Below are 14,631 nucleotides of genomic sequence, written 5' to 3'. Positions count from 1 at the left end.
ACCACATCTTGTGGAGGACTTGAACCAGCCGACCTGTCTGCACGTGTCATCCGCGTTTGGGGTTGAAGGTGATTGGACACATGCCGCCAGTAGTGCAAAGAGCGGCAGGATCATTGTCTTGCCTGAAAACAGTCCAGTTGGGCTTGTCATTTTTATGTCCTTGAAACCTTTCGCAGGTTTCGATCGTTTCATCAGGGTTATCGAGCACAGCCTGTGGTTCATCGGTAGAACTTGAAGAAGTCGAAGAAGAGGTATTCGTCGCTCAGGATCTCGACATGGTTGATCGGTGCGCCTGGCGTGGCGGTGAATTCGATGAGATCGTTGACGAAACCGCTGGCGGGCTTGGTCAGGGTCTTGCTCTCCAGGAGCGTGTCGCCCGTACCGAGGAAACGAACGGTGAGTGCCTGGTTTCGTTGGCTGCAGGTGAAGCTCACCTTGCGGTAGGTGGCCTTGAAGGTCAGTTTGACTCTCTGGTCGTTTTTCGACGCCTGGGGCAGGTTGTAGTTGACCACCAGCGCCGGGCCTTCCAGAAAATCGGGAACGGGATAGTCGTAGGTATACACTCCGCATGTCCTGTTTCTGTCCGTGCTTTCCAGCAGTTGGATTGCCATGCTGCGGCTGATGTCGAGCGTTTCTCCTCGGGTGATGAACTGGTTGGCCATGCCATCGAATTTCTCTTCGAGGGCAAAGATCGGGTCGGTCTGGTTGAGCACGTTGAGGCGCAGTGGGTTGAAGACCTGGGCATTGGCTTCCTGGTTGCCGCCACCCAACACCACCTTGAAGACCACGTTCAGCGAGCTGCCATCGGGGAGGGCACGCAGCCAGGCCGCGTGCGCCTGGGTGCCGGTGATGACCCGGCGCAGGTACTTCTGCTGGAACTCGGTGGCATTGATCCTGGAGCCGTTCCAGATACGCAATGTCGAGCTGCCGCTTTCCAGTATCAGCCACACGTAGTCGCCTTCCCGAAAGAACGGCCACTCGTTGACCCGAAAGGTCACGCTGCCATTCACATCGATGATGCCGTTGCGGGCCTCTTCGATCTGCAGGGCGGGCAGCGGATTGCCCCCGGGAATCTCGGCGAAGCTCAGCACGCGCAGCGACAGCGAGCTGTCGGAGGGGCGGGTCACGCCGTCGCGGGTAACCTCGTAGCGTACGTTCACGGTGCGGCCGATGTTGGTACCCACGGCGAGGCCGGGTACCGTGAAGTCGACATGGCCCAGGCTGGCATTGCCGGGCTTGGGGGCAATGCTCGGACTGCCGCTGCTGCCTGCCACGCCTTCCCAGTAGACCTTGATGCTGTCGGTATCGCGCATGTCGTAGCGCACTCGCACGGTGGCCTGCTGCCGGGCATTCATCGGGTTGAGCAGGTTACCGGGTGCGGTAGCTTCCAGCACGCTGGGAGGGGGGAGTTCGACAGGCGCCGGTTGGTTGAGCACGTTGAGATTGAGTGATGGGAAGGATTGGGCATCGACCTCGCTGGCGCCCCCACCGAAGGCTACCTTGAACACCACGCGTAACGGGCTGCCATCCGCGAGGGACTTCAACCAGTCAGCGGAGGCGGGTGTGCCGGTGATGACATGGCGCAGGTACTTCTGCTGGAATTCGGTGGCCGTGACCTGGTGCCCGGTCCAGATGCGTAGCGTCGAACTGCCGCTTTCCAGCGTCAACCATACCCGTTCACCCTGGCGGAAGAACGGCCATTCGTTGACGCGGAATGTCACGCTGCCGTTGACATCGATCCGGCTGTTCTGCGCTTCTTCGATCTGCAGGGAGGGCAGTGGGTTGCCTCCGGGAATCTCGGCGAAACTCAGCACGCGCAGTTGGCGCGACTGGGAGGGTAGCGTTATTTCATCGCGAGTGACTTCGTAGCGCAGGGTGACGAACCGTCCGATGTTCGCCGCGACGGTGCGGCCGGTCACCGCGAAGTCGACATACCCCTGGGCGCTGTTGCCCGGCTTGGGAGCAATGGCCGGGCTGCCGGTGTCACCGGGTGCACCGTCCCAATAGACCTTTATGTTATCGGAGTTCCTCATGTCCTCGTAACGTACCCGGATAGTGGCCACGTTCTGGGCGTTGATCGGGTTGAGCAGGTCACCGGGTGCGCTGGCTTCCAGCACTTCGGGCGGGCGCAGGTCCAGCGTTTGTCCGATCCTCAACGACAGTACGTGTGAATAGAACACGGTATTGCGGTCGCGCTCGACGAGGTAGGAGGCCTTGACCGAACCACCACGGTTGGCATCCACGTATTGGCGATCGATGGGGAAGGGAATATCGGTGTTGAGCCAGCCATTCACGTCGACCTGACGGTAGCTGAAGCTGCCCCCCGGCTTGCTGCCACGCCAGTAGACGCTGAGCCGGTCGTCCAACTGCAGGTTGGCTTCCTTGGGTACCACGACACGCACGCCACGTATTGCGTCTTCCGGGTCGAGTACGCCGCCGATGGCTTCGGGGACCTTGGGCACCGGCAGGGTGGCGGAGGCCTCGCCGACCTGGAGCAGGGTGTGCCGGGATTCACGCACGCCCTCGGCATTGCTGACCTGGTAGTGCAGTTGCAGCGTACCGCCGTTGAGGCTGGTGATGTCCAGGTCCCGCCCCGCCTTGAGATAGAAGTACACCGGCTCCTTGTTGCTACCGGCCATGGTGAAGAAGTGCCAGAACTCCAGTTCGTCATTGGCCTTGGTGCCCAGCAGATAAAGGTCGACGCGGTCCGTGAAGTTCTGTCCGGTGTAGGCGGGGATCTCGACGGTAATCTCCAAGGTGGTGGGATCGAGAAAATCGCCTACAGCCTCCAGCACCAGGGGTTGGGTCAGGCGGCTGGTGAGGCTGCCGACGATAGCCAGGCGGGTCACTTCCGACGGCTGCGGTTCCTCGCCGCCACGAATGCGCTCGTAGCTGAGCACCGCCGTGCCGCCGACCAGTTCGCGGACGATCTCGTTGCGCAGGGGCAGGCGGGTGTTGCGGCCAATCTCTTCGTCGGGAATCGGGTAGTCGATCACCTCGCGCACGACGGCGTTGTCTGCCGTACGACCTTCGAAGGTGATCCGCAAGGCGTCCCCTCGCTCATAACCCTGGCGAACCTGGGTGACCACGATGGTGGCGTCGTTGTCCTCGCCCAGCTCATCGTAGTCGAGGGTGTCGAACTCATCGCCCAGGTGGGATTCGTCGATGTAGGCATAGGCCAGGCGGGGTCGGGTGTCGTTGCCGATATTGACCTTGAGCACGGTCTGCGGCGACCACTTGACCGAGTAGTTGCCGCATTGGTCGATGGCTTCGTATTCGAGCACCTTCTGGCCGTCGCCGACCTTGAGCCAGGTTTCGTAGTAGAGGGTCATGGTCAGGGGTAGCCGATTGTTGGCCTCATCCCAGGTGACCCGGTGCACGGGCTCGACCAGCACGCCGCCGATGAACAGGCGGATACGGTCATGTTCGGCCATGCGCCAGCTGTGCGGGGCCGATTCGTCCAGCGGGTAGGGCTCGATGGTCACCGGTACCCCACGCTCGGCGCTGTCGCGGTCGACGCCGTAGTCGATGATGAACGGCGGTGGCAATGGCGGGGCCATGCCTTCATGCCAGGGTGTGCTGGGAACCGGATCGTAGGGGCCGGCGGGAGCAATGGTGTCGACCATCAGGCTTTGGCGCCGGGTTTCCTCCTGATTGCCGCCGTTGACACGGGTCAGGCGAAAGAACACGGGTTGGATCACCCCGTCGGGCAGGCGGGCATGGGGAATGAACAGGGGGATGCGCTCGCCGCTCAAGGCCTGGGAGGCAGTGACGTGGGTGAACGCCACGGGGAACTCGTCGTTGCCGCAGAACAGTTCGACGAAGTCATCTTCTTCCTGCTCCAGGTAGGGCAGCAGGAAGCACAGCAGGCCGTGGGGGTAATAGGTGTCGAGAGCGCCCTTGTTGATGCCGAGGTCGGCACCGATCACCGGGCGCTGGCCGTAGACCTCGATGGCCAGGTCGCTGAAGGGGCGTCGTTCGGGCGTGGGGTCACGCTCGAAGGTCGGGGCCGGAAAGCGCAGGCTGGGGACGAGATCGTTCATGGCGAGATCCTGTGTGATCGCATGCTGGGAACCGACCCGAAAACCCGTTAGGCAAGCCGTACGGGTTATTGAACTGCGCGTAGGGGTAGAAAGAACCTGTCAGAAATGACAGTGGCGACGAGTGGTCAGCCCTTGTTTCTTGTCGACCAGCTGATGTGCTGCGTCGGTATGCCCAGGGCCCGCAACTTCCGCTCCACCGGCGCCAGGCACGCTCCTCCATCGGGTTTGTAGTGACCCGAGGCGTCGTTGACCATCGCAATCATGTCCACCATGCCACTGCCGCTCCGGGTTCGCTCGATCCGGAACTCCCCGGCGCAGACCACCGGTTTGCCGCTGCCCAGTTGGCTGTGCCGGACGTAGTCCGCGGTCTGTCGGTGTTGCCAGAGTCGATAGATGATCGCGCCCTCGGGGGTGAAGACCCAGGTGTAGCTGTCGTGCTCGCCGTTGGGGACCAGGGTTTCGCAGTGACGATCCTTGAGTTGCTGGCCGATCAGTTGGCCGTTGCGCATGCCCACCAGTTGCCCGACCCCGTCGATGGTCGCCGGGTCGTAGTTGCGCCAGGACTTGAGGTCGGCGATGTAGGGCAGCCAGGTGACCGGGTAGGTGGTGTCGCCGTAGTGGGCGGGGGCGTGCCGGGTGTCGCGCCAGGCGCAGGGGGCGATGCTGCCGCTCCAGACCGGATGGACCACCGGGCTGGGAACGTCCAGCCAGCGGTTGATGTGGCCCAGGGAATCATTGGTGTAGTGCCCGTTGACGGTGAGGATGATCGATTCGAGCTTCCAGGCGTCGCTGGACAGCGGATGAGGGGCGGGCTCCTGGTACAGATAGACCTCGCTCAGGTCGCTCAGGCAGATCGGGGAACTACCGAACATGTCGGTGATGTCGATCTCGAGGGTCTTGCTCTGGCCGCGGGTCGGTCCATCGAAGAGCTGGACCGCCCGGCTTGGCGAGTTCAGGGAAATCAGAATCCGGTCGTCCGTCCCCGCGTAGTAGTCATCGGCCACCTTCACGGTGACGCTGAGCTGATGCACCGGCTCATGTTCGGACACGGGGCCGGAGGTGCTGGCTGTGTGTTGCGCAGTTTGTTGAACGGAAGTCTCGGGCATGTTACTGGGCTCGGCACTGAGGATGGGAGGGACAGAGCCTAGGCAAGTGCAGCGTGGCTGTCGGTCGTATCGATCGTTGTGCGATGGGCGCAAGTGCGCTGCGCCTTGCGCGACCTGGCGGTGTGGGTCGTAGGGCCTTGCGCCTGCCATCTATCGGTTGGGCGGCACGAACTGTCATTTCTGACAGTAGGCAGCACGCGCCGGTTGGGGCATAACGATGCTCAGGCGTTTTCGGGCAGTGCCTACTCATCCATCGTTCGCGCAGGAGTCTTCCTGATGAGCCCTACCAAACAGGCCGCCCTCGACCTTGCCAAACCCACGCTGTTGCAGGCCGAGGGTTCCAGCCTCGACCCTTCCGTAGTCGCGCCCGAGGGCACGCCCGTCGAGGTGCGCTATGACGATATGCGCGCCACCGACCTGATCCAGCTCTGTTGGCCGGGGCTGCCCCCCGACGAGGAGTTTGCGCCGATTGCGCCGCAGTACGGCAGTGTCGATGGCCACCTCACGTTCCTGGTGCCCTATGACTACGTGGGGTACTGGGTCGATGGCGTGGTGGCGTTTTTCTACAACGTGACACGGGATGAAGAGGTGACGCCGTCGCCCATCGCCACGGTGATCATTACCTGGCCCAGGCCGCTGCCGGAACCGGTCGTCCCGCAGGTCGTCGAGGGCACTCTGTACACCTCGGCCCTGCAAGGTGATGAGTTCACGTTCCGGGTGCCGCGCTGGCCATTCATCAACCGGCTGAATCGGGCCTGGCTGGACTGTCATGTCACGACGCCCGAGGGGCGTCGTTTCACTCTGTATCCGGTGGTGGCGCAACTCCTGACCGAAGAGGATGTGTTGCGCGGCTGGGAACGCCATTTCTCAACGCAGTTGTTATCGGATGTGCCCTCCGGCAGCCAGTTGCTGTGGGTTTTCCGGGTTGCGTTCAGAGGGCAGAACGAAGCCGGGATTCCCCGGTTGTTCCCGTCCTTGAGCCTCAAGCTCGACCGTGCCGCTCTACCGACGCCCGAAGTGGTGGAGGCCCCCGATGGCCTGCTGGACCTGGGTACGGTCAACGGCGACCCGCAGTGCTCGGTGGCCGCATGGCCCTTCGCCCGACCCGGCCAGCCGATGTGGCTGCACGTGACCGGCGTACGCCCGGACGGTTCGCCCTACCGTTTCGATGTCCTGCGCGGCGAACCCTATTCGCCACCTTCGCCGTCGCCGGTGGAGCTGTTGGTGCCGCTGCCGCGCGATGAGCTGGAGCAGTTGCGCGATGACAGCCTGTTCGAACTGCACTTCGCCGTGAACCGCCATGAACCGGCCGATGAAGGCACGGCGGTACGCTTTCCGGTCGCTGGCGTGCGGCTGTACCTGGACGCTCCGGAACTGATCGAGCCCAGTGTGCTGGAGGCGGTGGATTCGGTCCTCAACCCGATCAACGCCGAAGCGGGGGCGACGCTGCGGGTCGCTTATGAAGGCATGAACGACGGGCAGATGATCCAGCCGTTCTGGCAGGGGGCTCCCGGCGCGGGGACTCCCGCCCTGGCGCCCAAACCGGGGAGCCTGGAAGGCTACGTCGATTTTGTCGTGCCCGCTTCGGCGGTGGCGGCCAACCTCGGCGGCAGTGTGTTGCTGGGCTACGAAGTCACCTGGCGGGGGCAAACGCTTGAATCGCCGCAGCGCTCGCTACAGGTGCTGGCGCTTGAGGGGCTGCCAGCCCCCCAGGTCACCGAGGCGACAGAGGGTGTGCTGGACCTGAACACCTTCGACGGCGATGCCCAGGCTACGGTGCAACCCTGGCCCTTCATTGCCCAGGGCCAGGCCTGCTGGCTATGGGTGACAGGCCATGCGGACGACGGTACGCCACAGGTGCTCAGTGTGCTGGAGGGTGAACCGCTGCCCGCCACCGGGGTCGACGAGGGCATGATCGCCAGCATACCGCGCCAGGCCTTGATGCAACTGGCCGATTGTAGCCGGATCGACGTGCACTTCGCGGCCAACCTCGATGGGCAGGTGGATGAAACCACGGCCGTCGAGTTTCCATCCCTGACGCTGCACCTGGCGCTGCCCGATCTGGATTTGCCCGAGCCCACGGTGCGCGAGGCGGTGGGTGGGGTCTTGAACCCTGCCAATGGGCAGGAGGGCGTGACGGTACGGGTGGAGTACGAGCGGATGAGTGTTCGCCAGACGATCGAGCTGTGCTGGCAAGCCCCCGATGGCAATTGCCTGGCGATGGTCGCGCAACGCGGGAACGCCGTTCTCGGGTATGTCGACTTCCATGTGCCGCGCGAGGCGGTGATTGTCGGCATGGGCAGGACCGTGCCGCTCAGCTATACGGTGACCAGTGCCTGCAAGGAGGCCACGTCGCGCACGCTCGAACTGAAGATCCTGCTTCCCGCCCAGTTGCCGACACCCGTGGTGGCGCAGGCGACCGCGGGGGTTCTGGATCTGCGCACCTTTGCCGCGGATGCCGATATCCGTGTACCGCGCTGGTGGTTCATTCTGCCGGGGCAGAGGGTGTGGCTGCGGGGAGTGGGCACGTTGAACAATGGCGCACCGGGTGCCATCGATGTCATCGTGGGTGAGCGGGTGACGGTACAGGACGTGAGTGCGGGCCTGCATCGCCTGTTGCGCCGTGCACCGTTGGCGCAGTTGCGCGATTTCAGCAAGTTGACGTTCACCTGCAAGGTGACGGCCGATGGCGGTGACCGTGAGAGCGAGGCGATTGTCTTCCCAACGCTTTCACTCACCTTGCGCAAGCCGTTCCATGACCTGACCGATTTCATCAACTTCAATTGGAATGGTTGGGCCAAGGGACCGGCAGCGGTCGATCCGCGTGACCTGGTGATCAGGAACGAGAAGGGTGATTGGTTCCTGTGGAACTACACCTATACCGAGAAATCGGCAGGGGTCATCCTGGGCAAATCCTTCACGCTGGAGCGTGGGCACCAGTATGAGTTTGATGTCGAGGTGCAACGGGCCAATTCCAGTCCGGCAGTCCCGAGGCTGTCGACGACAGTCGATGGGATAACGCTGGGCGGTCCCGTGAATGTGGTAAGCCCCACGGTCTGGGTCAACATCAAGGGCACGTTCACGGCGAGAACGGCCAATGTGCTGCTGGAGATCGTCAGCCATGTGGCCACGGGGCAGGGCAACGACTACAAGCTGAAGCATTTCGTGGTCAGGGAAGTCTACTAACCCCAATCGGTCAACGATCGGGTGCAGGCCTCTTCGCGGGCAAGCCCTGCTCCTGCTGGAGCAGGATGTACACCGGTCTGGTGCACGATACCGCCGCGTAGGCGCGTGGCTTGCCCGCGAAGAGGCCTGCAAGCCTTGCCGACATCTCCCGGACTCCCCACAAGCCCCTGCGTCGGAACACAAGGTCCGCCGGGCCGGGCAGGTGCATCGTGGTGGCTACGCCCGGCGCTGTCTCAGCAGCCGCTTGACCCCTTCGAGCACCAGTACCAGCACCGCCAGCCAGATCGGGATGTAGGTCAGCCATTCGCCCGGGGCGATGCTTTCGCCCAGCAGCAGGGCGACGAACACCAGCAGCACCGGCTCGACATAACCGAGCAGGCCGAACAGGCCGAAGGGCAGCATGCGGCTGGCCAGCAGGTAGCAGATCAGGGCGGCGGTGCTGATCAACCCCAGCCCCGGAATCAGCGCATAGAGCGCCGGGCGCTGGTCGACCACGGCGAAGCCCTGTTCGCCGCTGTGCACGAACCACCAGGCCACTGGCAGCAGCAGCGTCATGTCGAACCACAGGCCGCCAAGGTTGTCGGTACCGGTCCGCCGGCGCAGCACGAAGTACACCGGGTAGCCGGCCGCGACCACCAGGGTGGTCCAGGACACCCGGCCGACCTGGTACAGCTCGTTGAGCACGCCGCCGAGGGCGAGCAGGGCGGCCAGCACCTGCAGTCGCGAGAGCTTTTCGCCGTAGACGATACGGCCGGTCAGCACCATGGTCAGCGGCAGCAGGAAGTAGCCCAGGGACACGTTCAGGCTGTGGCCGTTGAGTGGCGCCCAGAGGAAGATCCACAACTGCACGCCGAGCATGGCCGAGGAGGCGATCAGCTTGAGCAGCAGCAGGGGCTCCTTGATGATGCGGGCAATGATCGTCGGAACCCGTTTCCAGTCACCGGAAATCAGCATGAACACGGTCATGCAGGGGACGGTCAAGAGCATGCGCCAACCGAAGATGTCCTCGCCGTTCAGGGGCGAAAGCAGGGACGTGTAGAAATACATGACGGCGAACAGGCAGGACGCCGATACCGATAAAACGATGCCTCTGGACACAACAGCCTCGCGGGTGGGCAGATAGATGAATGATCGTTCCCACACTCTGCATGGGAATGCAACCCGTGACGCTGTGCGCCACAAGAGCGGACGCTGAGCGTCCCGAGAGGCATTCCCACGCGGAGCGTGGGAACGATCAGTTAAGGTTTTTGGGTCGCGCTTTCTTGTAGTCATTGTGGTCGACAATTCATGATCGTTCCTACGCTCGGCGTGGGAATGCAGCCCGTGACGCTGTGCGTCACAAGAGCAGACGCTGAGCGTCCCGAGAGGCATTCCCACGCGGAGCGTGGGAACGATCAGTTAAGGTTTTTGGGTCGCGCTTTCTTGTAGTCATTGTGGTCGACAATTCATGATCGTTCCTACGCTCGGCGTGGGAATGCAGCCCGTGACGCTGTGCGTCACAAGAGCGGACGCTGAGCGTCCCGAGAGGCATGCCCACGCGGAGCGTGGGAACGATCGGTTAAGGTTTTGGGTCGCGCTTTCTTGTAGTCATCGTGGTCGACAGTTCATGATCGTTCCTACGCTCTGCGTGGGAATGCAGCCCGTGACGCTGTGCGTCACAAGAGCGGACGCTGAGCGTCCCGAGAGGCATGCCCACGCGGAGCGTGGGAACGATCGGAGTACATGATGGCGAACAGGCAGGACGCCGATACGGATAGAACGATGCCTCTGGACACGACAGCCTCGCGGTTGGGGCGGATTTAAAGGTTCAATGGTGGTGTCTTATCACAATTGTGGCCGACACCTTGTGCGGTGCACAGGGCTGTTGTGGCGAGCAGGCTTGCCTGCGCTGGGCTGCGGAGCAGCCCCAAACCCCATGACCTCGCTGTGCCTGGCACTACGAGTCGACTGGTTTTAGGGCTGCTCCGCAGCCCAGCGCGGGCAAGCCCGCTCGCCACGTAGTGTGCGGCCGGCAAGAACGTGTTCTGCCCGACATTCAGTCTGCGCTAGTGTGTAGACGGAACACCAGGGCCTTCAGGCCGCCGTTGGCGTCGTTGTCGGGAAACTCCGGCGGGTTCTCCAGCCGCTGCTCGAAGCGCAGGCCCGGCGCTTCCTGGGTCACGCCCTCGATGAGGAAGTCCGGGCCGATCGACGGGTCGTTCATGCAGGCCAGCACCGTGCCCTGTGCCGCGAGCAGCTCCGGCAGGCGGCGCAATACCCGCTGGTAGTCCTTGGTCAGCAGGAAGCTGCCTTTCTGGAACGACGGCGGGTCGATGATCACCAGGTCGTACGGGCCGCCATTGATCACCTTGCCCCAGGACTTGAACAGGTCGTGGCCGAGGAACGCCACCTTGCCCAGGTCGTGGCCGTTGAGCCGGTGGTTGTCACGGCCACGGCTGAGGGCCGCGCGCGACATGTCCAGGTTGACCACGCGCTCGGCCCCCCCCTCGATGGCCGCCACCGAGAAGCCGCAGGTGTAGGCGAACAGGTTGAGTACGCGCTGGCCGCGAGCATTGGCACGGACCCAGTCGCGGCCGTAACGCATGTCCAGGAACAGGCCATTGTTCTGTTTGCGACCCAGGTCGATGCGGTACTTGAGCCCCCCTTCGACCAGCGTCCATTGCTCCACGGCCTCGCCCAGCAGCCACTCGGTCGGGCTCAGCGGCAGGTAGCGGTGTTGCAGCAGCAGGGCCTGGGCGCCGCTGCGATCCCAGGCGTCGCTGCGGACCAGGTTTTCCAGCCGCAGCTGGAGGTCGTCCAGTTGCGCCGGCGAAGGCTCCTTGAACAGCGACACCAGCACCAGCCCCTGCAACCAGTCGACGGTCACCTGTTCCAGGCCCGGCCAGCAGCGGCCACGGCCATGGAACAGCCGGCGGGTTTCCTCGGGCGGGTTCGCCAGGGCGTCGAGCAGGTGGTCGTGAAGGGTGGACAGGGCTTGCGGATTCATCGGGGTAACGTCGGCAGCTTCAAAGGGCCGGCAGTTTAACGCCATAAGCGCGGAAAATCGTCGGGTTTTCCTCGCTAAATACTGTCAGTCTGCCAGCTTTTCGCTGATTCCTACGCTCGTGGAAGTATTTTCTTGTCCTTTGTTCGCTGTGGATGGTAGAAGCCTCGCCGAGCCCTGAGCAGTGGCCTGTGTGGCTAATTCGCATACTCAACTTCGGCCCAAGTTTTAGCCAGGCTGCGTTGCCATTCCTTGCCGTAGCCCGGCTACGACTCGTCATGGCGCCTTGCCTGGCAAACCCTTGGACTCGAATTTGCGTATCCCAATTAACCGTACAGACCACTGGAGGGCTTTGTAGGACTTTTTTCGACCCTCCCGAGTAAAGAAGCGACGCATGAAACCAGGCAAGTTAGCAGTCGGTCTGTCAGCCCTTTTGTTGTTGACCAGTGGCGCCGTGCAGGCGCGCAGCGTGCTGGATCTTCTCGACCCACCCGCGCAACACGAAAAGCAGGGCCATCGTTCCGGCTCCATCAGCCAGGGCGCGGCCCTCGACCTGTATTCCAGCCAGCAGCGCCAGGCCTCGTTCGACGGCTGCGCGCAGCTGTTCCCCAACGCCCGGCCGATCAACCTGGGCAGCGTGCCGGCGAGCATGAAACCGTTGGCACTGTGTTCCGATACCTTCGCGGTGTTGTACTCGCAAACCAGCAAGACCCCACTGGTCGTGGTCGAGCGCCTGAATTCGGCGCAACTCAAGGACGCCAAGGGTGAGGAGCGCACCAACCAGTTCTACCCGGACCCGCGAATTCCCAAGGGCGGCCGCGCCGAGCTGAGCGACTACCGCGCCCAGCACCCGGCGGTCGATCGTGGGCACCAGGCCCCGGCGGCCGATGCGCCGACGCCGAACGCCATGGCGCAATCGTTCGCCTTGTCGAACATGGTGCCGCAGGACCCGACCAACAACCGCAAGATCTGGAACGTCACCCCTAACTAATACTCTTAATATAGGATTAATAGCTGTTTTTTCTTCTCGAGGGTGAGTCTTTCTCTATTGTTTTTTTGACTTTATGGTCAAGAGATTATTCTGCTCACCATGTAAATTACCCCGATTACTATATACTTTTAATGGTTGTGAATATGAAGAAGAATATTTCCGCTCTTTTCCTGGCTTTCTTTCTACTCGCTCCTGTTGGGGCGCATGCGGCTTTTGATGCGTGCCGCGATCAATTCCCAGGGAGGGTTGTTCCCCAAGTTTTAAACATGGCAAAGCTGCACGAAATATGCTTTGACTCTTTTGCAGTGTTGAGCTCAGGAGAGAGCAAGACTCCGGTCTATACAGTGGAACGACTCAATCGTGCTCGACTTGCCGCTGCGAAGGACGAAGAACGCACAAACAAGTTCTATGAGGATGCGCGACTTCCTTCGGCTGAGCGAGCTTCACTGGATGACTACAGAGGTTCTGGCTATGATCGTGGTCACATGTCTCCGGCGGCCGATATGCCTTCACCCGGTTCGATGGCCCAGAGTTTCTCCTTGGCCAATATGGTGCCGCAGGCACCTGAAAACAACAGGGGGGTTTGGGCGCGTCGGGTTGAAGCGGCGACCCGCCATTACGTCATGCGGGCCCAAGGCGATGTTTATGTATTCACTGGTCCGGCTTTTGAGGGGCAGGTCAAGACGATTGGTCGTGGGCATGTCTGGGTGCCGACGCATCTGTTCAAATTGGTTTATGACCCGAATGCTCAGCGTGCCTGGGCCTACTGGGTTGAAAACAAGGATGATGCAGCGGTTACCAAGCCCATATCCTATCGTGAATTGGTTAATCACATCGGTATTGAACTCCTGCCGGGTGTTCAATTGAAAGGATAGCCTTGACTACATGCGTTCATTACATGGACATTCCCACCTTTGCCTCGTAGTCGCTGATTCGGAGCGAAGTGGGAAGCTCATTCATCTCATCGTGGCCAGCGGGACTCCCGTCTGGCCACTTTTCCATTATTTCCAGGCTAGAAACCTCGACTTCTCCACCGAAGCAACCTACGCCCAGGCCATCGGGCTCTTCATCGATTTTCTAGCGGCGAAGGCTAGTGAGTTTGCTGAGGTAGGGGATCGCAGCCGGCTATTCAATTCGTTTGCTCATGCACTTCTCTACGGCACGATTCGAGATGGCGATGATTCTACGGGGCTTTGGTGGCATGCCCGTAAGCAGCAGCGAGTCAATCGACTGGTGGGCTTAGTCTGCGAGATAAGTGATTGGCTTCACCAGCGCTACGACAATGTGGCTATAAATCCCTTTAGCCGACCTGCCTCGGTAGCCGAGCAAATTGCTTTCTGGCGCCGCTGGAACACGTCAAAGGCAGCATCCCTGCTGAACCATACCAAAAGTCGAGGGGCCGCCTCCGGTAAGGCTAAGACCGCGCGGACTGTGGTCTTGCCGGTAGACGTCCCAATAGTCGCCGATGGCGCGCCGGCATTTCTTGAAGACCATATCGAGCGTCTATTGTTTGAAGGTTTTGTGCGCAGTGGTGCCCATTCCCAAAAGCCACCCTGGCTACGGTGGAACATCCGGGACATTCTTATAACGCTCCTGCTGCACTACGGTGGGTTGCGCGTCAGTGAGCCTATGCACCTCTGGGTGGATGATGTTTTTATTGACCCATCCAATCCCAAAGCTGCCCGGGTTCTGGTTCATCATCCATCCGATGGCATCTACGAACACCCGGACCCCATGACCGGAAGGACCATTTGCAGCACAAGAGCTGACTACTTGCAGGTCAAATACAATCGGCTACCGTTAACTGAGACGACAGGAAAAGGGCATGCCGGTTGGAAGAACTCCCTGCTGACCCACCGAGCACGCAATGCTTTTGAAGTGTTCTGGTTTCCTCAGTCAATCGGAGAGCTGTTTCTGTCGTTGTATCGTACGTACATCCAGCAGGTGCGGCCTTTTTCGTTGAACCACCCATATCTTTTTGTTACGCAGGACGGAGAGCCCGTTGGAGTGGGAAGCTTCAGCAAAAGCCATTCGAGTGCTGTTAGACGCATTGGGCTGGAGCCGGTCAAGGAGCTGGGAACCTCCCCCCACGGTCATCGGCACGCATATGGTCAGCGGCTAAAGAAAGGAGAGCTTTCTACGAAAGAAATTCAGGTCGCCATGCACCATGTGTCACCTCTTTCTCAAGATGTTTACACCCAGGCAAGCTCTGCAGACGTATGGGAAGTCATCAAGACAGCTACGCCAAAGCTGGCTGCTTCTGGCCTGCCATTTAACAGCCATGCGTTGCTCTTACCTCCGTTTAAGTAATTATGACTGAGG

The 14,631-nt window shown here is 61.4% G+C and carries 7 protein-coding genes and 1 pseudogene; 4 read left to right on the top strand and 4 right to left on the bottom strand.

Annotation, left to right across the window (positions count from 1 at the left end):
* Positions 1-218 precede the first annotated feature (218 nt).
* Complete coding sequence (locus tag HU752_RS18150; protein WP_186683536.1) at positions 219-4,043, bottom strand: hypothetical protein; 3,825 nt, start codon at positions 4,041-4,043, stop codon at positions 219-221.
* A gap of 125 nt (positions 4,044-4,168) precedes the next feature.
* Positions 4,169-5,092 (bottom strand): hypothetical protein, encoded by a 924-nt coding sequence (locus HU752_RS18145; protein WP_186683537.1) that lies wholly within the window; start codon positions 5,090-5,092, stop codon positions 4,169-4,171.
* 333 nt (positions 5,093-5,425) lie between these two features.
* Here HU752_RS18145 and HU752_RS18140 point away from each other — a divergent pair, with 333 nt between their 5' ends.
* Positions 5,426-8,335, top strand: coding sequence for a hypothetical protein (locus HU752_RS18140; RefSeq protein ID WP_186683538.1), 2,910 nt, complete (start codon positions 5,426-5,428; stop codon positions 8,333-8,335).
* A 216-nt stretch (positions 8,336-8,551) separates the two neighbouring features.
* Here the strand turns inward: HU752_RS18140 and rarD are convergent, their stop codons facing one another.
* Both rarD and HU752_RS18130 read right to left on the bottom strand, forming a co-directional pair.
* Positions 8,552-9,433, bottom strand: a complete 882-nt coding sequence (gene rarD / locus HU752_RS18135) for an EamA family transporter RarD (RefSeq protein ID WP_186683539.1) — start codon at positions 9,431-9,433, stop codon at positions 8,552-8,554.
* Positions 9,434-10,370: 937 nt separating this feature from the next.
* Entirely contained in the window at positions 10,371-11,321 is a 951-nt protein-coding gene (locus tag HU752_RS18130; protein WP_186684746.1) for a class I SAM-dependent methyltransferase, read from the bottom strand.
* A 391-nt stretch (positions 11,322-11,712) separates the two neighbouring features.
* On the opposite strand from HU752_RS18130, the pseudogene HU752_RS18125 reads away from it, so the two are divergent.
* From HU752_RS18125 to gmtY, 3 genes and pseudogenes are all read left to right on the top strand, one after another.
* Positions 11,713-12,294, top strand: a pseudogene (locus HU752_RS18125) (DNA/RNA non-specific endonuclease); the annotation flags it as partial.
* 158 nt (positions 12,295-12,452) lie between these two features.
* On the top strand, positions 12,453-13,184 hold the full coding sequence (locus HU752_RS18120) for a DNA/RNA non-specific endonuclease (RefSeq protein WP_186684748.1): 732 nt from the start codon (positions 12,453-12,455) through the stop codon (positions 13,182-13,184).
* Positions 13,185-13,194: 10 nt separating this feature from the next.
* Positions 13,195-14,619 (top strand): gamma-mobile-trio recombinase GmtY, encoded by a 1,425-nt coding sequence (gene gmtY, locus HU752_RS18115; RefSeq protein ID WP_186684750.1) that lies wholly within the window; start codon positions 13,195-13,197, stop codon positions 14,617-14,619.
* Positions 14,620-14,631 lie beyond the last annotated feature (12 nt).

Origin of the sequence: Pseudomonas vanderleydeniana (assembly GCF_014268755.2) — a bacterium.
Taxonomy (GTDB): Bacteria; Pseudomonadota; Gammaproteobacteria; order Pseudomonadales; family Pseudomonadaceae; genus Aquipseudomonas; species Aquipseudomonas vanderleydeniana.
The sequence above is the reverse complement of the archived record's forward strand: the minus strand, read 5'-3'. Positions and strand labels throughout refer to the sequence as shown.